The organism is Bradyrhizobium centrosematis (assembly GCF_045571495.1).
Lineage (GTDB): Bacteria > Pseudomonadota > Alphaproteobacteria > Rhizobiales > Xanthobacteraceae > Bradyrhizobium > Bradyrhizobium centrosematis.
The window spans coordinates 3,319,199-3,336,487 of sequence record NZ_CP120703.1; the positions used below are offsets into that span (position 1 = coordinate 3,319,199).

Genomic DNA, 17,289 nt, shown 5'->3' on the forward strand with positions numbered 1-17,289 from the left:
TATTCACACAGACGGAGCGTGATGGCCATTGCCTAGAGGGAAGCGCGTGTCGGGAAAATGCGGGCGCGCGCAGACGGGAAAAAGGACGCGTTGCCAACGCCCGGCCTGGCAATTTGTTCCAGAGACTGGAACGATCCGCCGGTGAAGGCGTCTTCGCGAGGCGCAATCACCGGCTTCCATGAAGCTCCCCTTCCGAAGAGGCTAAATCTTGAAGCTCTTTGTCTGCCAGGCCTGCGGCAACGTCCTTTATTTCGAGAACCATGCCTGCGAACGCTGCGGCCATCGGGTCGCCTTTCTGCCGGAGAAGGAGACGATGTCGGCGATCGAGGCCGACGGGGAGGCCTGGAGGGTGCTCGCCGACAAGGGCGAACGCCGGATGCTGTGCCGGAATGCCGCGTACGATGCTTGCAACTGGCTGATCGACGCGGGCGATACCACCGGCTATTGCCGCGCCTGCCGCCACAATGGGACGGTGCCGAACCTCTCTGACCCGGCGCAGCTCGCCGGCTGGCGCGAGCTGGAGGTGGCGAAACACCGTCTGTTCTATTCCCTGATCCGCTGGAAACTGCCGCTCCGGACCCGGCAAGACGATCCCGAGCATGGTCTGATCTTCAATTTTCTCGCCGATGATCCGCACAGCGGCGAGAAGGTCCTGACCGGCCACGACAACGGTCTGATCACGATCGCGCTCACCGAGGCTGACGACATCGAGCGCGAGCGCCGCCGGCTCGAGATGGGCGAGCCCTATCGGACGCTGCTCGGGCATTTCCGTCACGAGGTCGGGCACTATTTCTGGGATGTGCTGGTGCGCGACGGCGGCAAGCTCGATCAATGCCGCGCGGTATTCGGCGATGATTCCGCCGATTACGGCCAGGCCTTGCAGCGTCACTACGCCGAAGGGCCGCCGCCGGATTGGCAGCAGAACTATGTCTCCGCCTATGCCACCACGCATCCCTGGGAGGACTTCGCCGAGACCTGGGCGCATTATCTCCACATCGTCGACACCCTGGAGATGGCCGCCGAGTTCGGCATGGAGGTGCGCCCCAAGGTCGACCGCGACGGGGAGTTGACGGCGCGCATTCGTTTCAACCCCTACGAGGCCAGGGACGTCCAGGCGCTCATCGACGCATGGCTGCCCTTCACCTTCGCCATGAACAGCGTCAACCGTGCCATGGGCCTGCGCGACCTCTATCCCTTCATCCTGTCGCCGGCCGTGGTGGGGAAGCTGGACTTCATTCACGGCCTGGTCCGGGACGTGGCCAGGCCTGGGAAGCCGCAGGACGCCGCCGGGCGTCCCTAGGGGCTTGTCGCGCCCGTTTCGGTCTTGCGCTGGTACGCTAAAAGCGGGCCGGATTTAGACCGTTGCCTCCGGCCCATTTTGATGTACCACGGGAGCTACACGGCCCGTCCCGATAGGCCCCAACGGCCGGGGAAGGGTCCCGCCCAAGGTCGAGACTCAAGAAAAGCATGTTCAAACGCATTCTGATCGCCAATCGCGGCGAAATCGCCTGCCGGGTCATCAAGACCGCCCGCAAGATGGGAATTCAGACGGTTGCAGTCTATTCCGAGGCCGATCGCGACGCCCTCCATGTCGAGATGGCCGACGAGGCCGTGCTGATCGGCCCGCCGGCGGCGGCCGAGAGCTATCTGGTGATCGAGAAGATCGTGGAGGCCTGCCGCAAGACGGGCGCGCAGGCCGTGCATCCCGGCTACGGCTTCCTGTCCGAACGCGAGACGTTTCCGCGCGCGCTGGAGGCCGCCGGCATCGTCTTCATCGGCCCGAACCCCGGCGCGATCGCGGCGATGGGCGACAAGATCGAATCCAAGAAGGCGGCTGCCAAGGCCAAGGTCTCGACCGTGCCGGGCTATCTCGGTGTTATCGAGGACGACAAGCACGCGGTCCGCATCGCCGATGAGATCGGCTACCCCGTGATGATCAAGGCCTCCGCGGGCGGTGGCGGCAAGGGCATGCGCATCGCGCATTCCAAGGCCGAGGTCGCCGAAGGCTTCAACCTCGCCAAGGCCGAGGCCAAGGCCTCGTTCGGCGACGACCGCGTCTTCGTCGAGAAGTTCATCGTCGATCCCCGCCACATCGAGATCCAGGTGCTGGGCGACAAGCACGGCAACGTGATCTATCTCGGCGAGCGCGAATGCTCGATCCAGCGCCGCAACCAGAAGGTCATCGAGGAGGCGCCGTCGCCGCTGCTCGACGAGGCCACGCGCCGCAAGATGGGCGAGCAGGCCGTGGCGCTGGCCAAGGCCGTGAATTACGACTCTGCCGGCACCGTCGAGTTCGTCGCCGGCCAGGACAAGAGCTTCTACTTCCTGGAGATGAACACGCGCCTCCAGGTCGAGCATCCCGTCACCGAGCTCGTCACCGGCGTCGATCTCGTCGAGCAGATGATCCGCGTTGCCGCCGGCGAGAAGCTCGCGATCGCGCAAAAGGACGTCACGCTGACCGGCTGGGCGGTGGAATCGCGCCTCTATGCCGAAGACCCGTTCCGCAACTTCCTGCCCTCGATCGGGCGGCTCGTGAAATACCGCCCACCGGCGGAAGCCAGCAAGGACGGCATCACCATCCGCAACGACACCGGCGTGCAGGAGGGCGGCGAGATCTCGATCCATTACGATCCCATGATTGCCAAGCTCGTCACGCATGCGCCGTCGCGCGCAGCGGCGATCGAGGCGCAGGCGACAGCGCTGGATTCGTTCTATGTCGACGGCATCAGGCATAACATCCCGTTCCTGTCGGCCTTGATGCATCATCCGCGCTGGCGCGAGGGCAATCTGTCGACCGGCTTCATCGCCGAGGAATTCCCGAAGGGCTTCGCGGTGCGCGTGCCTGAAGGCGAGGTTGCCCGGCGGATCGCCGCAGTCGGCGCCGCCATCGATCACGTGCTCGGGGAGCGCAAGCGGCAGATCTCCGGCCAGATGGGCGGCCGCGTCGTGCAGCGCGAGCGGCGCCGCGCGGTCTGGCTCGATCGCCAGGAGATTCCGCTCGAGGTCGCACGCGAGGGCGAGGCGATCGCGATCCGCTTCGTCGACGCCGAAGGCAAGGCCGGCAACGCGCATCTATTGCGGTCGCCGTGGAAGCCGGGCGATCCGGTCTGGCAGGGTACCATCGACGGCCATTTCATCGCGGTGCAGGCGCGCCCGATCGCCAACGGCATTCGCCTCGCGCATCAGGGCGTCGAGGTGCCGGTCTATGTCTGGACCGAGACGGAAGCCACGTCTGCGCGATTGATGCCGGTGACGGCGGCCTCCGACACCGGCAAGAAGCTGCTCTGCCCGATGCCGGGCCTCGTCGTCTCGATCGCGGTGACCGAGGGGCAGGAGGTCAAGGCCGGCGAGACGCTGGCGGTGGTCGAAGCCATGAAGATGCAGAACGTGCTGCGCGCCGAGCAGGACGGCACCGTGAAGAAGATTCATGCCAGCGCCGGCGCGACGCTTGCGGTGGACGCACTGATATTGGAGTTTGCGTAAGCGCTCCGGAGTACGACAGTAGACCCTCACCCTGAGGAGCGCGCCTATTGGCGCGCGTCTCGAAGGGCGGAGGCCACCAGCCGGGCCAGCATCCTTCGAGACGCGCGCAAGAGCGCGCTCCTCAGGATGAGGAATTGAGAATGAGGCACCCATGGCCTTTCGTTCCCGCCGCGAGAAGCTGCGCGCCGTCCTGTCGGGCGGGGCTTGCGTCCATCCCGGCTCGGTCTATGACGCTATCTCGATCCGCATCGCCGAAGACCTCGGCTTTCCGCTCGGCATGTTCGGCGGATCGGTCGCCTCGCTCGCAGTGCTGGGCGATCCCGATATCGCGCTGATCACGCTCACCGAACTTTGCGAGCAGATGCGGCGAATGTCGCGCGCCTCCGCGCTCCCCGTGCTGGTCGATGCCGATCATGGCTACGGCAATGCGCTGAACGTGCGCCGCACCGTGCAGGAGCTGGAAACGGCTGGTGCCGCCGGCCTCACCATCGAGGACACACTGCTGCCGGGCGCCTTCGGTGAAGCGAAGACGCAGCTGATCTCGCTCGAGGAAGGCGTCGGCAAGATGAAGGCGGCACTCGGTGGCCGCAGCGACGCCTCGCTGGTCATCATGGGCCGCACCGGAGCGGCCTCGATCACCTCGGTCGAAGATGCGATCAGGCGTGCCAAGGCCTATGAGGCGACGGGCGTCGATGCACTGTTCTTCACCGGCATCAAGTCGCGCGCCGAGCTCGAGGCGATCGTCGCCGCGACGCGCCTGCCGATCGTGCTTGGCGGGGCGCCGGAGGAGCTGAACGCACCCGATTACCTCGCAAGTCAACGCGTCCGGATCGCGCTGCAGGGCCATGCGCCGATCGCCGCCGCGACGCAGGCCGTGTACGAGACGCTGAAGGCGCTCCGCGAAGGCGCGTCGCCGAAGAACCTCAAAGGGCTCGCGTCGTCCGAGCTGATGGCCCGCGTCATGCGCGAGGCCGATGTCAAGGCGCGCAGCGCCGACGTCCTCGGATTGAAGCAATGAGCCGGGCGATTCTCCAGGTCATGATCCGCGGGCGCGTGCAAGGCGTCGGCTATCGTGCCTGGGTCGAGTACCAGGCGACGGCGAGCGGGCTCGAAGGCTGGGTCCGCAACCGCCGCGACGGCAGCGTGGAAGCGCTGTTCGCGGGCCCACCGAAGCACGTCGCCGACATGGTCGCACTGTGCCGCCATGGCCCGCCATCCTCGCGCGTCGACAGTGTGACGAGCGAGACCGCCGGTGCGGATGAGCTGAATTTGCGCAGGGCAGGCGAAGCGTTTTCGGTGTTGCCGACGGTGTAGGTCTGCTCCCTCGTCCCGCTTGCAGCGGGCTATCGTATATGGACTTCACGAGGACTGTCTGCGGGCTTGCTCCGCCTCTCCCGCTTGCGGGAGAGGCCGACGCGCGCAGAGCGCGGCGAGTGAGGGCTCTCGCCACGCAGGGACATCCTCCTCAATCCCTAACAATCCCGACGCGGAGAGACCCCCACCCCAGCCCTCCCCCGCAAGCGGGAGAGGGAGCCCAGCGCCGACGCCGCCGCATCGTTCACTCGATATGCGATAGCCCTGCCGCTTGCAGGGAGAGGCTAAGAGAAAGTCACCGCGGCAATTTCGCGATCGCTTCGCTCAGCTCGTGGATCTCATACGGCTTGCGCAGGATGGGGAAGTCGCCGCGCACGTGGGCGGCGACGTCGCTGTAGCCGGTGGCGAGCAGGATCGGCAAACCGGGCCGAATCTGGCGGAGATGATGGGCGAGGGTCAGGCCGTCCATCTTGCCGGGCATGACGATGTCCGAGAACACGAAGTCGACGCCGTTGGTTTCGATCTCGCGCAGAGCGGCTTCGGCGTCGGCGACCCGGCGTACGTGGTAGCCGAGTTGCTCCAGCAAGCCGATACTGACGACGGCGACGTCCGGATTGTCCTCCACCAGCAGCACCGTGCCGCTGCCCTGGAAAGCCGGCTCTCCGGCCGTGTCTTGCAACGGCGCGTCTTCTCCGCGCGGCAGGAGGACGGTGAACGTCGTGCCCTTGCCGAGCTCGCTTGCGACCCTCACCGTGCCGCCGGCCTGGTGCGCGAAGCCGTGCACCTGAGACAGGCCGAGCCCGGTGCCTTTTCCGATCGGCTTGGTCGTGAAGAATGGCTCGAAGATCTTGTCGAGGACGTCGGAGGGGATGCCGAGCCCGGTGTCGGTCACGTCGATGGCCACGAAATCGCCGGCAAGCGGCGCCTCGTCCAGCACGGCATTGCGTGCGCGGATCGTCACCGTGCCGCCGTCGGGCATCGCATCGCGGGCATTGATGACGAGGTTGAGCAGCGCGGTCTCGAGCTCGGAGACGTCGGCCTTGATCGGCCAGACGTCCCGGCCGATGTCGAAGGCCAGCCGCACGGAACTGCCGACGCCGGCGTCGAGCACCTCGCGGATCGCCGCGATGCGCTCGGCGAAATCGATCGCCTGCGGATTGACGCTCTGCCGTCGCGCGAAGGTGAGCAGCTGGTTCGTCAGCGCCGCGCCGCGCTTGGTGGCGGTCTCGATGGCCGAGATCGCGCGCTGAACCTTGGCGGCGTCGTCCGCTCCTCGCTTCAGCATATGGAGGCTGCCGCTGATGATCATCAACAGGTTGTTGAAATCGTGGGCGACCCCGCCGGTGAGCTGCCCGAGCGCATCGAACTTCTGGGACTCGGCGAGCTGCTTCTGCATCGCCTCGAGCTTGATCTGTGTGTTGCGGCGTTCAGTGATGTCGCGCGTGATCTTGGCGAATCCGACCAGCTTGCCGCCCTCGTAGATCGGATCGATCACGACGCTGGCCCAGAAGAACGTGCCGTCCTTGCGGACGCGCCAGCCTTCCTCCTCGTAGCGGCCCTTTTCCCGCGCGATGCCCAGCGCACGGGCCGGCTTGCCATTGGCGCGGTCGGTTTCGGTGTAGAAGCGGGAGAAATGCTGGCCGAGGATTTCCTCGGGGGAGTAGCCCTTGATGCGCTCGCCGCCGATGTTCCAGCTGGTGATGATCCCGTTGGGATCGAGCATGTAGAGGGCGTAGTCCGCAACTCCCTCAACCAACAGCCGGAAACTGCGTTCGCTCTCGAACAAGTCTCTCTGCTGACTGAACTTTCTGACCATTCCGGACCCCGCCTCGACGGGGACAAACGCGGCAGGCGAGGAATGGTTCCGCGAGGTGGAGCATTTTTAGGCAGGTATTCCCGTCCGGTATGCAGACAAGGGCCGCTGACGCCTCCACACGGTGGTCAGGCCGCCCCGCTGCGGAACGTCGCCGCCACGGCACGCAGCGCCGCCAGCTTGGCGGGGTCGCTGACCTTCGAATGCAGCATCACTTTGGAGCTGCCGAGTTTCGGCAGCTTGTGCGCAGGTCCGATGTCGACCAGGCCGGCAGGCGCGATCCGCCGGGCCAGCGGGGCGATCGCAAGTCCGGCCAGCGCGGCGGCGACTACCGCGGTGACGCCGCCACCGACGAAGCGCTCACGCCAGGCGATGCCGGCCTTGTCGAGCGCGCGCACGGCGACGGCACGTACGCCGCAGGGCGGGGCGAGCGTCGCAAGCGGCAGCGGCTCACCCTTGGGCAGGGCGAAGCGTCGCGCGGCGTACCAGCCGAACTCGTCTTCAGTCAGCCTCTCGCCGCCGCGGCGACTGCCTTCCTGCCGCACGATCACGGCGTCCAGCTCACCCGCGTCATAGGCATCCTGCATCTCGCGCGAGAAACCGATGGTGACGGCGAGCGTGAGATTCGCAGACATCGCGTGCAGGCGTTCCAGCAGCGGCACCAGTTCGGGGCCGGCGGCGTGATCGGAGATGCCGAGCGAGAGAGACTGCGCGGCCGGTGTCTCGCCCGAGAGTGCGCGGTCGTGCGCGGTCATCAGCGCGCGGGCGCGATCGAGGAACGCGGCGCCGTCGGCGGTGAGCCGGACCGCGCGCGGCGAGCGCTCGACGAGGCGTTTTCCCAGCAACGTCTCCAGCCGCTGCAGCTTCAGGCTGACGGCCGCCTGCGTCGTGCCGAGCGCTTCGGCGGCGCGCGTGAAGCTCTGCAAGTCGGCGACCAGCAGGAAGGCTCGAACGGTGGCGATGTCTAGGATCGGTGTCATTATAAGTTGTTATCATTGATATCAACAGAGATAAGGTATCAAAATGATGCGCGGAGGTCTAGCTTCTCACCAACGCCGCGCCACCCGCGCCTCAACTTGAGGAGAGCCACCATGCCCCTGATCACCGTGTCCTACACCACGTCGCGTCAATCACCCGCCCTGAAGATCGAGATCGCGAACGCCGTGTCCGAGCTCACCGCAAAGATCCTGCATAAGGATCCCCAGGTCACCGCCATCATCGTGAAGTCGGTGGATGCGGGCGACTGGTTTGCCGGCGGCAAATCGCTCGCCGAGCAGAAGCTTGCAAGCTACTGGATCGACATCCACGTCACCGAGGGCACCAATACCAAGGACGAGAAGGCGGCCTATCTCGCGGCCATGTTCAAGCGCATGGCCGAGATCCTGGGCCCGCTGCATCCCGAGACTTACCTGCATGTCGACGAGGTCAGGGGCGACGCCTACGGTTTCGGCGGCCTCACCCAGGAGCGGCGCTACATTGCCGGCAAGCTCGAGGTTTCGCTGCAGGCGGCGTGATGCGAGAGGCCGCGGGTGAGCGATGTCGCCCGCGGCCGATTCGCGAAGACTCGTCAGCCCACTGCGCGGAACTGAACCTCGGAATTGCCAAGGAAGCACGTCTTGTCGAACAGCTTCAGGTCCAGCGGATTCGGCAACCTGACATCGCTGAGATCAGGACAGGGCTTGACCGAGGGATCATAGGATCGATCGATCTGCGAAATGAAGACGACGATCAGCCCCTTGTCGCGCGCGAATGATTTCAGTGCGCGCACCTGCACGGCGAGATCAGGATTTTCCCGTCTCTGGTCGAGCAGTTGCAGATAGTCGATCACCACGACGGTGCCGCGCGGAGAAGCGGCCATCTGCTTGATGACGTGGTCGGCGCTGATCGCGTCGGAGCAATCGACCTCGAACAGCTTGTCGAACTGCGCCGGCTCCACGCCGATCACCCGAAGGCGGTCCAACACATCTCGCTCGGTATATTCGAGCGAGAAGAACGCGGCGCGATGGCCCGACTTCATGGCCTCCACGGCAAGTTCGAGGCTCATCAGCGTCTTGCCCTGGCCGGGACGCGCCCCGACCAGCATCAGGTCGCCTGGCCTGAATTGCGGAAACAGTCTGTTCGCCGGTGACGTTGCGGCGGCTTTCGCCGCGAGCATGCTCCAGGCGGAAAACCCTTCCGTCGTGGCGATGCGGTCAAGCGCATCGTGGAGCGGAATGCCTTTCTCGCGCGACAGGCGCTTCGCCCGTCGCTTCAGATGATAGATCGGCGCAGAGAGTCTCATCGTCCCAAACCTCCCATTGCGAGCAGAAGCGCAATCCCTCCTTATGCCTGGCGCTCGAACAGTCGGTCCGGTGGTCTCATCGCCCGACATGAGGTGTGCTTTCCCGGCGGAGGGGGGAGGCGTGGGCGGCACCGGAATTGAACATAGCCGATTCCGCGTCGGTCGAGAACGCAGACGGCAAGTCTCCACCAGGAATGCGTCAAGCGGCCGCTTCCGGCACCAGCGCGCGGGTCGGTCCGAACAGCTCCTCGAACGCCTGCCGGAGTGCGATATCGACATCGGCCATGGTCACGAGCTGGCCGAGGTCAACCAACGAGGTGACGCCGTAGCGGGGATCGACGACGCCGCAAGGCACGATGCCGGCGAAATGCGATAGCTCCGGCTCAACATTGATCGCGATGCCGTGGAAGGAAACCCAGCGCTTCAGCCGGACCCCGATCGCGGCGATCTTGTCCTCGTTCTCGGGCCCCTTGTCAGGCCGCCTGACCCAGACGCCGACCCGGTCCTCGCGCCGCTCGCCACGAACGTTGAAGGCGGCGAGCGTGCGCAGGATCAGCTCCTCCAGGCTCGCGACATAGGCCCGGACGTCCGGCCGGCGCCGCTTGAGGTCGAGCATGATGTAGGCCACCCGCTGGCCGGGTCCGTGATAGGTCAGCTGCCCGCCGCGTCCCGTGGCGAAGATCGGGAAGCGGGGATCGAGCAGATCTGTGGCCTTGCCCGAGGTGCCGGAGGTGTAGAGCGCGGGGTGCTCCAGCAGCCAGACCAGCTCCGGCGCGTCGCCCGCCGCGATCGCGGCAACCCGGGCCTCCATGGCGGCGATGGCTTCCGGATAGGGCACCGGCGCGTCCGAGATTCGCCATTCGACCGGCGCGCCGCCAGAAGCGGAAAACGGCGTCAAATCGAGCTGTTGGCGGGGGTTTTGGGCTGAATTAACCATTGGCTAACCATAACGTGGTGATCATCTCGGGAGCAAATGCCAAGTCCCTTGGCGTCAGTCCCTTTGTTGCGGCGGTCCCGACAGTGCCTACTCTCGATAAAGTCACCGTGGATCTCATGGTCGTCCTCGGGACGACCACGATGCCGATCCATCAAGTATTACGTCTTTCCCGCGGCGCCATCATCGAGCTGGACGCAACCGAGGCCGACGAGGTCAAAGTCCTCGCCAACAACCTGCCGATCGCCTCCGGCGTCGTGCTCGTCGACCGCAACCGGATCGCGGTGGAGGTCAAGCAGATGCTGCCACGCTCGCCGGGCACGCGATAGCGGGTCTGGGCACGCAGTAGCGGCCCGGACCCGGGGAAAAGGCCGATCCGGGGCAGGGCGGTGCTTTTCGGCCAAGCCTGTGGAATTCGGGATCTTTGCAGGCTTGTATCCCCCTGATGGATTTGTTAGATCGGCGCCGCTGATCCGGCCGGCCCTCAAGCCTCAGGCCGGCATCCCCAAAGCGCTCGTGGCGGAACTGGTAGACGCGCTGCCTTGAGGTGGCAGTGAGTAAAATCGTGGGGGTTCGAGTCCCTCCGAGCGCACCAAATCCTCGTTTGTCCCTGAAATAGCTAAGCTTTTCCCAAAAGCTCAACCGGACTTGGCATGGCCCTGAGCCGCGCATCATCCGTCCGCCGCTCACCTCGGGCGCGCCGCCTGGAGCTGTGGCAGTTTTGGCCGTGATCGGCCGAACCGGGCCTTCTCATTTGCCCTGACGCCATCCCGGCCTCGATTCGCCGGAGGGGTGTATCCAGGCTTTGTCCGCTGCCGATCGCCGAGCGCATGATGCGGAACGATGACCGTCGAGATCGCATTTGCAGTCGGTAGCCGCGGCCGTGCCGCAGCCGAGAGTGCGCCGGTGGAGGACAATGAGGAGCAGCACGTCAGACGTCGCCGAGATCAAGGATGCCGTTCATCTCTGCATCGATATGCAGAACATCTTCGCCCCCGGCGGTCTGTGGGCGACCCCCTGGATGGAGCGCGTGCTGCCGACGATCGTCTCGATCGTCTCGCGCAGCCAGGTTAGAACGATCTTCACCCGCTTCATCACGCCGGAAGATCCGGAAGATCGTCCCGGACAGTGGCAGCGCTATTTTCAGCGCTGGCATCAGGCGACGCGGAAGCATCTTCCGCCAACCGCCCTCGAGCTCGTGCCGGCCCTGAGCCGCTTCGTTCCGCCGGCGTCGCTGATCGACAAGCCGGCCTATTCCGCCTTCAGCAATCCGGGCCTTGCGGGCCTGCTGGTCGAAAAGAACATCGGCACGGTCGTGATCTCGGGCGCCGAGACGGATGTCTGCGTGCTTTCGACGGTCCTCAGTGCCGTCGATCTCGGCTTCAGGGTCGTCATCGTCGAGGACGCGCTGTGCAGCTCGTCCGACGTCGGGCACGACGCGCTGATGACGATGTACCGCACCCGCTTTCACGGCCAGGTCGACCTGGTGACCGCGGAGGAGCTGGCCGAGTTCTGGCGCGAGTAGGGCGGTCTGCTCAATTGACGTTGTCGGCGAACATGTTGCGGAAGGCCGTGGCGACGGCCGCAAGGCCGTCCACGCCGTGCATGAGTGCGATCTCACCCTGCTGCTCGTGGCGAATGGCATGAGCCATGATGCGCAGGCGCGGATCACCGCGGCTCCGCCACATCTGATCGGCCATCCTGACCGCGCCGGCGTGATGCCGGCTCATGGTCTCGACGAAGACCGCGTCGAACCGGTCGGATGGCGCGGCCTTGACCTGTCGCATCTCCGCTGGCGTCAGGAAGCCGGGCATGGCGGCACGTTCTTCCGCGCTGCAGTCGGGCATCTCCGTATCGAACCAGCTCAGCCAAAAGTTCTCGAAGATCCTGATCTCGCCGGCCTGGCTCGCGACCATCAGCATCGCGAGCTTGCGCAGATGCGGATCCTGGGCGTGCTCGGCGCCGATCCGCGCAAGTTCGATGCCCTGGACGTGATGCGTCGTCATGTGGCGGATATAGGTCTGGTCCGCATCCCTGTCGCGGCCCATCCACGGCGGCTCGTAGCCGTGGCTGCCGAACAGCGCGACCGCGCCGAGCAGCACCACCATAGCCAGCGCTCCGGTGATCCAGGCATAGGTGAAACGAATATCGCGCGCCGGCGCATGGCCGCGCCTCCAGCGCAGGCGGGCGAACAGGGGGTACATCACGGCCGAGGAGGCATGGACCAGCAGCCCGATCCAGTAGGGCTGTTGCAGCGTGAACAGCGGCTGCCAGAACGGAAATAGCGGCACCAGCGCAAACCATTCCGTGCTCGAGGAGAACACCGCCCAAGGCAGTGCCAGCAAGAGGATCGTTCGCGGCCGCAAGTCCGCGGTCCAGCGGCCAAGCACGCCGAAGAAGACCAGGGCCCAGGAAAAATCCGCCCATTGATGAAACGCGATGCCGGCGAGGATCGCGCCCCATGATGGCTCTGCGCCGAGCGCCCAGTCGCGCGCGGGGATGGCGGCGACCGTCATCCAGTCGACCGCGGCATCGCGGCCGATGCGGGCGGCGAAGAGCTGGCTGACGAGGGTCGAGAACGTGCTGCTGATCAGGCCGAGCTCGGCGGCGGCGATCCATCGCGAACGCCGCTGTCGCCCCGCGAACCGCGACGCACCTCCGCCAGCGTGTTGCGCTGGATCGGAAGGCGTTGGCGGTTCGGCGTTCACGTCAGCTGCTTGAGCTTCTTCAGCGGATTGAGCTCGCTCGGCTTATCCTGTTCGTCGCGGCCGCGCTCGGCTTGTGCCTTGCCATCATCGTGGAGATCCTGGTCGCCGATGATCTCGCCGACGGCCTGCCTGGTCTTGCCGACGATCCGTTGCCGCAGACCCTTCGTCTTGCTCATGAGCTGCCTCCATTGGCCTGCCACCAGGCTTCATGCCGCCAACCCCGGCGCCTGAAGGGGGGCGAGCGCCGGGGCCGCGGTTTCGTGCAGTCCGCCTCCGGCGGGGGGATGTCGGAGGCGTTGATCAGACTCCCTGATGCGCCGATGGTTCCTGCCGTCACCGCGCCTCGACCGCGATGATCACGCCTTCATTGCCGCGGAGCAGGATGGAGGCGTCCGGCAATGGCGCGGGCGGGCGATCCAGATGCGTCGACATCAGCAGGCGGCCGCGACCTTGCCAATGACATTTCCGCGGCTCGGCCGCGATGTTGAGCGCGACCAGGAGTCCGTTGCCGCCGTCGGTTCGCTTGTAGGCGAGAATATCGTTCTGAGCGCGCAGTGGCTCGTAGCCACCCTGGCGCAGGCACGCATGCTCGCGCCGCAGCGCCATCAGCGCGCGAAACAACATCAGCATCGAACGCTCGTCACGTTGCTGCGCGGCGACGTTGGCCGCGCCATCGGGACGCTCCAGCGGCAGCCACGGATCGCCCGTCGTAAAGCCGCCTTGCGGACTGTCGTCCCAGCGCATCGGTGCGCGCTCGGGATCGCGGCAAAGTCCAAAGCCAGGCACGAGCTTCTCGAAGGGATCGCGAACGCGGTCGGGCGGAATGGCAACGCGCTTGCGGCCGATCTCGTCGCCCATGTAGAGGAACGGCGTTCCTCGCAGCGTCATCAGCAGCATCGCCAGCACGCGCATCTGCGGCTGCCCGATCCTGCTGGCGATCCGCTGCTTGTCGTGGCCGCCGATCACCCAGACCGGCCATCCCCGCTCCGGAATGGCGTTGAAGTAGGCGTCGATCGCCGCTTGTAGCGACAGCGCGTTCCAGGGCGTGTCGAGCAGTGCGAAATTGAGCGGCAGATGCAGGCGCGGCTTGTCGTTGCCGTAGAAGTGCCCGATGCGGTCGGTCTTGCCCTGGACTTCACCGCAGAGCATGCGTCCCCGGTATCCGTCGATCACCTCTCGGATGAATTCGATACAGTGCATCGTCTCCGGCCGGTCATCGGTGAACACCGGGGTCTGACGCTGTGGCGGCGGCTTGCCCTCGGCGTCGGGATTTGCCGGATTGTCGCGCAGCAGCGCGTCCTTGATCAGGACCGCGCTGGCATCAACACGAAAGCCGTCGACGCCGCGGTCGAGCCAGAAGCGCATCGCATCGGCCATCGCGGCGCGGACCTGCGGATTGCGCCAGTTGAGGTCGGGCTGCTCGACCAGGAAGGAGTGATAGTAATATTGCCGCCGTGCCTCGCACCATTCCCAGCCGCTGCCGCCGAAGCGGCTCAGCCAGTTGCTGGGCGGGCCGCCATTCTCGGCCGCGTCGGCCCAGATGTACCAGTCGGCCTTGGCACTGTTGCGCGAGCTCGCGCTTTCGACGAACCAGGCGTGATCATTGGCGGTGTGATTGGGCACGAGGTCGAGGATGAGGCGGATGCCATTCCTGTGCAGCGCTTCGAGCAGGCGGTCGAAATCACCGAGGCTGCCGAAGGCGGGATCGATCGCGCAATAATCGGAGATGTCGTAGCCAAGGTCACGGAACGGGCTCTTGTAGATCGGCGTCAGCCACACCGCGTCGACGCCGAGCCATTTCAGATAGTCGATGCGCGATATCAGCCCGGCGAGATCGCCCTTGCCGTCGCCGTTGGAGTCCTGGAAGGAGATCGGTGCGATCTCGTAGATGACGGCGGATTCCCACCACGCTGCTTCGTCACGGGACTCGACGCTCATCACCTTGCTTCACCTCGTTATGCCCAGCGTGGGACGCGATCTGCCTGGCCGCCGTTCGGACGCTCTCGATGCCCTTGGGGAAACCGCTGCGGCTCGGATAGAGCTTGCGCCGTGCGTCGCGCGCCGGACGGCGCGGCTTGGTGTCCTGCGCGGCGCGGTAGTCGAGCATGGCGATGCCTCCGACCATCAGCAGCGCCAGGGCGACATTGCCCTTCCTCGGATTGTCGGCGGTCAGCCCGGACAGCAGCGCGGCGGCATCGAGGCCGTCTCCTCCCACTCGGGCCCACAGGCCGGCGTTCTTGTCGACCGACAGCGACATGATGCCGGCCATGATCTCGCGCACGCCGAAGGCGCGGACCAGCGTCTCCTGGCCTTCCATGCCGAGTGTTTCCGTGACGCGGCGCGGTGCGAACAGCTCGACGACCCCGAGGCCAATGCTGAACCAGCCGAGCGCGCGGGCGAGCTGGTCTGCCGGTTGCTTCAGGCTCGGTCCGGTCTCGACGATCTTCGGATCGCCCTTGGTGCGCACGATGTTGGAGAAGTGAAACATGGCTTGATCCTTCAGGGCTTCAGCACGACCTTGACGCAGGATTCGCGCTTGTCGCGAAATACCTGGTACATCTCGGGGCCTTGGGCGAGCGGGACGGTGTGGGTGATGACGAAGGACGGATCGATCTCGCCGTCCTCGATGCGGCGGAGCAGGTCGTCGGTCCAGCGGTTGACGTGGGTCTGGCCGGTCCGCATCGTCAGGCCCTTGTTCATGAAGGCGCCCATCGGCAGCATGTCGGACAGGCCGCTGTACACGCCCGGCACCGAGATGATGCCGCCGGGCCGGCAGACATAGATCATCTCGCGCAGCACGTGAGGCCGGTCGCTCTCTGCCATCACCATCTGCTTGGCGCGGTCGAGCAGGGTGTCGGGCAGCGAGGCCATCACATGCGATTCCATGCCGACGCAATCGATGCATTTTTCCGGGCCCCTGCCGTCGGTCAGCTCCTTGAGCCGCTCCAGCACGCTCTCGGTCTCGAAATTGATGGTGGTGGCGCCGCCGGCTTCCGCCATGCTCAGCCGCTCCGGCAGGCAGTCGATCGCGATCACCTGGTTGGCGCCGAGCAGGATGGCGCTGCGGATTGCCATCTGGCCGACCGGGCCGCAGCCCCAGATCGCGACCGTGTCGGTCGGCTCGATGTCGCATTGCACGGCGGCCTGCCAGCCGGTCGGGAAGATGTCGCTGAGGAACAGCAATTGCTCGTCGGGAATGCCCGCGGGCACCTTGATGTGGGTGGCGTCGGCAAAGGGCACGCGCAGATATTCGGCCTGGCCGCCTGGATAGCCGCCGGTCAGATGCGTGTAGCCGAACAGGCCGGCGGTGGTGTGTCCGAACACCTTGTCGGCCAGGTGTCGCTTGCGGTTGGTTGTTTCACAAACGGAGAAATTGCCGCGCTTGCACTGGTCGCATTCGCCGCAAATGATCGTGAAGGGCACGACGATGCGGTCGCCCTTCTTCAGCTTGCCATCGACGCCGGAGCCGACCTCGACCACTTCGCCCATGGTCTCGTGGCCCATGATGTCGCCGGGCAGCATGCCGGGAATGAAATTGTGAAACAGGTGCAGGTCGGAGCCGCAGATCGCGCAACTGGTGACCTTGATGATGGCGTCGCGCGGATCCTGGATCTCAGGATCTGTGACGGTGTCGCAGCGAATGTCCTCCTTGCCGTGCCAAACCAGCGCCTTCATCTTCCGTCCTTTCGGCTGAACCAGTTGGCACTTAAGTCCAGGAATGAACGATGGTTGCTAAGCGACGTGCAATTCTTCGCAAGCGCGCCTGATAGGAACGAGATGGCGGCGGCGTCATTGGGCGTCATCATCCCATCTCAAGGACCTATGCCATGCCCGCCAATCAGCTTGCCGTCGTCACCGGCGCTTCCACCGGCATCGGCCTGGAACTCGCACGATGCTGCGCCCAGGCAGGATTCAACCTCGTCATCGCCGCCGATGAACCCCAGATCGAACGCGTGGCGGTCGATCTGCGCCGGCTCGGCGGCAGCGTTGAGCCGGTCGAAGCCGATCTTTCCACCACCGAAGGCGTCGACAAGCTCTGCGCCGCGGTCGGCGACCGGCCGATCGACGCGCTGCTCGCCAATGCCGGTGTCGGCCTCGGCAAGGCGTTCCTGGATCAGGACTTCACCAGGATCAGACATCTGATCGATACCAACATCACCGGCACGCTCTATCTGATCCATCGCGTCGGGAACGAGATGCTGCGGCGCAAGTCCGGGCGCATCCTGATCACGGGCTCGATTGCCGGCTTCACGCCGGGCAGCTTCCAGGCGGCCTACAATGCCAGCAAGGCGTTTCTGGACTCGTTCTCGTTCGCGCTGCGCGAGGAGCTGCGCGACAGCGGCGTCACCGTCACTTGCCTGATGCCGGGCGCCACCGAGACCGAGTTCTTCCGCCGCGCCGACATGATGGACACCAAGGTCGGCACCGAGAAGAAGGACGGCGCCTACGATGTCGCCAAGGCCGGCTTCGATGCGATGCTGCGCGGCGAGGCCGATATCGTCATCGGGCTGAAGAACAAGATCCAGACGACGGTGGCAAATGTCACGCCGAACGAGATGCTGGCCAAGCAACACCGCAAGATGGCGGAGCCGGGCACGGCGAGATCGTGAACCGATTCCGTTGCAATCTGCGGGACGTGCTCTGCGCTAACCTGCGCACGAGCGAGCTGCGGAGGCGTCGATTCACATAGCCTAATGCGCCGCGGCCCCCAAACCGTCACATTGTACGGGCTGGAAACAGAAGGGGGCTGCTATGG

17 protein-coding genes and 1 tRNA gene are annotated in these 17,289 nt (G+C 65.5%); 9 read left to right on the forward strand and 9 right to left on the reverse strand.

Annotation, left to right across the window (positions count from 1 at the left end; genetic code table 11):
• Nucleotides 1-208: 208 nt before the first annotated feature.
• The 4 genes from P6U31_RS16025 to P6U31_RS16040 all read left to right on the forward strand — a co-directional run bounded on the left by P6U31_RS16025 (nt 209) and on the right by P6U31_RS16040 (nt 4,797).
• Nucleotides 209-1,300 (forward strand): putative zinc-binding metallopeptidase, encoded by a 1,092-nt coding sequence (locus P6U31_RS16025; protein WP_407189358.1) that lies wholly within the window; start codon nt 209-211, stop codon nt 1,298-1,300.
• Nucleotides 1,301-1,467: 167 nt separating this feature from the next.
• Entirely contained in the window at nt 1,468-3,483 is a 2,016-nt protein-coding gene (locus tag P6U31_RS16030) for an acetyl-CoA carboxylase biotin carboxylase subunit (protein ID WP_407189359.1), read from the forward strand.
• A gap of 151 nt (nt 3,484-3,634) precedes the next feature.
• Nucleotides 3,635-4,501: an oxaloacetate decarboxylase gene (locus P6U31_RS16035; RefSeq protein WP_407189360.1), complete on the forward strand. Its 867-nt coding sequence runs from the start codon at nt 3,635-3,637 to the stop codon at nt 4,499-4,501.
• Nucleotides 4,498-4,797: an acylphosphatase gene (locus P6U31_RS16040; RefSeq protein WP_211419265.1), complete on the forward strand. Its 300-nt coding sequence runs from the start codon at nt 4,498-4,500 to the stop codon at nt 4,795-4,797. Before P6U31_RS16035 ends, P6U31_RS16040 begins: the two co-directional genes overlap by 4 nt.
• 295 nt (nt 4,798-5,092) lie before the next feature.
• Here P6U31_RS16040 and P6U31_RS16045 read toward each other — a convergent pair whose 3' ends face one another.
• Together P6U31_RS16045 and P6U31_RS16050 are read right to left on the reverse strand one after the other, a co-directional pair.
• A complete protein-coding gene (locus tag P6U31_RS16045) occupies nt 5,093-6,613 on the reverse strand; it encodes an ATP-binding protein (protein ID WP_407189361.1) in 1,521 nt (506 codons plus the stop codon).
• A gap of 125 nt (nt 6,614-6,738) precedes the next feature.
• On the reverse strand, nt 6,739-7,590 hold the full coding sequence (locus P6U31_RS16050; RefSeq protein WP_407189362.1) for a LysR family transcriptional regulator: 852 nt from the start codon (nt 7,588-7,590) through the stop codon (nt 6,739-6,741).
• A gap of 111 nt (nt 7,591-7,701) precedes the next feature.
• On the opposite strand from P6U31_RS16050, the gene P6U31_RS16055 reads away from it, so the two are divergent.
• Entirely contained in the window at nt 7,702-8,124 is a 423-nt protein-coding gene (locus P6U31_RS16055; RefSeq protein WP_407189363.1) for a 4-oxalocrotonate tautomerase family protein, read from the forward strand.
• 53 nt (nt 8,125-8,177) lie between these two features.
• Here P6U31_RS16055 and P6U31_RS16060 read toward each other — a convergent pair whose 3' ends face one another.
• Nucleotides 8,178-8,891 carry a DNA helicase gene (locus P6U31_RS16060; protein ID WP_407189364.1) on the reverse strand — a complete coding sequence of 238 codons (714 nt, stop codon included), beginning with the start codon at nt 8,889-8,891 and terminating at the stop codon, nt 8,178-8,180.
• Between the two features lie 199 nt (nt 8,892-9,090).
• Complete coding sequence (gene lipB, locus P6U31_RS16065) at nt 9,091-9,828, reverse strand: lipoyl(octanoyl) transferase LipB (RefSeq protein ID WP_407189365.1); 738 nt, start codon at nt 9,826-9,828, stop codon at nt 9,091-9,093.
• An 83-nt stretch (nt 9,829-9,911) separates the two neighbouring features.
• Here lipB and P6U31_RS16070 point away from each other — a divergent pair, with 83 nt between their 5' ends.
• The 3 genes from P6U31_RS16070 to P6U31_RS16080 all read left to right on the forward strand — a co-directional run bounded on the left by P6U31_RS16070 (nt 9,912) and on the right by P6U31_RS16080 (nt 11,350).
• The gene (locus P6U31_RS16070) at nt 9,912-10,154 is read left to right on the forward strand and encodes a FliM/FliN family flagellar motor switch protein (RefSeq protein WP_128926228.1); all 243 of its coding nucleotides are present in this window, start codon (nt 9,912-9,914) and stop codon (nt 10,152-10,154) included.
• Between the two features lie 181 nt (nt 10,155-10,335).
• A tRNA-Leu gene (locus tag P6U31_RS16075) sits at nt 10,336-10,420 on the forward strand.
• Between the two features lie 321 nt (nt 10,421-10,741).
• Nucleotides 10,742-11,350 (forward strand): cysteine hydrolase family protein, encoded by a 609-nt coding sequence (locus P6U31_RS16080; RefSeq protein WP_407189366.1) that lies wholly within the window; start codon nt 10,742-10,744, stop codon nt 11,348-11,350.
• A gap of 10 nt (nt 11,351-11,360) precedes the next feature.
• Here the strand turns inward: P6U31_RS16080 and P6U31_RS16085 are convergent, their stop codons facing one another.
• The 5 genes from P6U31_RS16085 to P6U31_RS16105 form a co-directional block, all read right to left on the reverse strand.
• Complete coding sequence (locus tag P6U31_RS16085; protein ID WP_407189367.1) at nt 11,361-12,533, reverse strand: DUF305 domain-containing protein; 1,173 nt, start codon at nt 12,531-12,533, stop codon at nt 11,361-11,363.
• Nucleotides 12,530-12,709 (reverse strand): CsbD family protein, encoded by a 180-nt coding sequence (locus P6U31_RS16090; protein ID WP_407189368.1) that lies wholly within the window; start codon nt 12,707-12,709, stop codon nt 12,530-12,532. The genes P6U31_RS16085 and P6U31_RS16090 overlap by 4 nt, the downstream gene beginning before the upstream one ends.
• Before the next feature lie 157 nt (nt 12,710-12,866).
• Nucleotides 12,867-14,471 (reverse strand): alpha-amylase family glycosyl hydrolase, encoded by a 1,605-nt coding sequence (locus tag P6U31_RS16095; protein ID WP_407189369.1) that lies wholly within the window; start codon nt 14,469-14,471, stop codon nt 12,867-12,869.
• On the reverse strand, nt 14,452-15,021 hold the full coding sequence (locus P6U31_RS16100) for a hypothetical protein (RefSeq protein WP_407189370.1): 570 nt from the start codon (nt 15,019-15,021) through the stop codon (nt 14,452-14,454). The genes P6U31_RS16095 and P6U31_RS16100 overlap by 20 nt, the downstream gene beginning before the upstream one ends.
• An 11-nt stretch (nt 15,022-15,032) precedes the next feature.
• On the reverse strand, nt 15,033-16,208 hold the full coding sequence (locus tag P6U31_RS16105; protein WP_407189371.1) for a zinc-dependent alcohol dehydrogenase: 1,176 nt from the start codon (nt 16,206-16,208) through the stop codon (nt 15,033-15,035).
• A 152-nt stretch (nt 16,209-16,360) separates the two neighbouring features.
• Between P6U31_RS16105 and P6U31_RS16110 the strand changes: the two genes are divergently transcribed.
• The gene (locus P6U31_RS16110) at nt 16,361-17,143 is read left to right on the forward strand and encodes an SDR family NAD(P)-dependent oxidoreductase (protein WP_407189372.1); all 783 of its coding nucleotides are present in this window, start codon (nt 16,361-16,363) and stop codon (nt 17,141-17,143) included.
• Nucleotides 17,144-17,289: the final 146 nt, after the last annotated feature.

Coding starts and splice junctions, on each gene's coding strand:
- lipB (WP_407189365.1), bottom strand. CDS start 9,828: ATGGTTAATTCAGCCCAAAACCCCCGCCAACAGCTCGATTTGACGCCG.
- P6U31_RS16095 (WP_407189369.1), bottom strand. CDS start 14,471: ATGAGCGTCGAGTCCCGTGACGAAGCAGCGTGGTGGGAATCCGCCGTC.
- P6U31_RS16110 (WP_407189372.1), top strand. CDS start 16,361: ATGCCCGCCAATCAGCTTGCCGTCGTCACCGGCGCTTCCACCGGCATC.
- P6U31_RS16080 (WP_407189366.1), top strand. CDS start 10,742: ATGAGGAGCAGCACGTCAGACGTCGCCGAGATCAAGGATGCCGTTCAT.
- P6U31_RS16055 (WP_407189363.1), top strand. CDS start 7,702: ATGCCCCTGATCACCGTGTCCTACACCACGTCGCGTCAATCACCCGCC.
- P6U31_RS16100 (WP_407189370.1), bottom strand. CDS start 15,021: ATGTTTCACTTCTCCAACATCGTGCGCACCAAGGGCGATCCGAAGATC.
- P6U31_RS16030 (WP_407189359.1), top strand. CDS start 1,468: ATGTTCAAACGCATTCTGATCGCCAATCGCGGCGAAATCGCCTGCCGG.
- P6U31_RS16040 (WP_211419265.1), top strand. CDS start 4,498: ATGAGCCGGGCGATTCTCCAGGTCATGATCCGCGGGCGCGTGCAAGGC.
- P6U31_RS16045 (WP_407189361.1), bottom strand. CDS start 6,613: ATGGTCAGAAAGTTCAGTCAGCAGAGAGACTTGTTCGAGAGCGAACGC.
- P6U31_RS16060 (WP_407189364.1), bottom strand. CDS start 8,891: ATGAGACTCTCTGCGCCGATCTATCATCTGAAGCGACGGGCGAAGCGC.
- P6U31_RS16090 (WP_407189368.1), bottom strand. CDS start 12,709: ATGAGCAAGACGAAGGGTCTGCGGCAACGGATCGTCGGCAAGACCAGG.
- P6U31_RS16035 (WP_407189360.1), top strand. CDS start 3,635: ATGGCCTTTCGTTCCCGCCGCGAGAAGCTGCGCGCCGTCCTGTCGGGC.
- P6U31_RS16050 (WP_407189362.1), bottom strand. CDS start 7,590: ATGACACCGATCCTAGACATCGCCACCGTTCGAGCCTTCCTGCTGGTC.
- P6U31_RS16105 (WP_407189371.1), bottom strand. CDS start 16,208: ATGAAGGCGCTGGTTTGGCACGGCAAGGAGGACATTCGCTGCGACACC.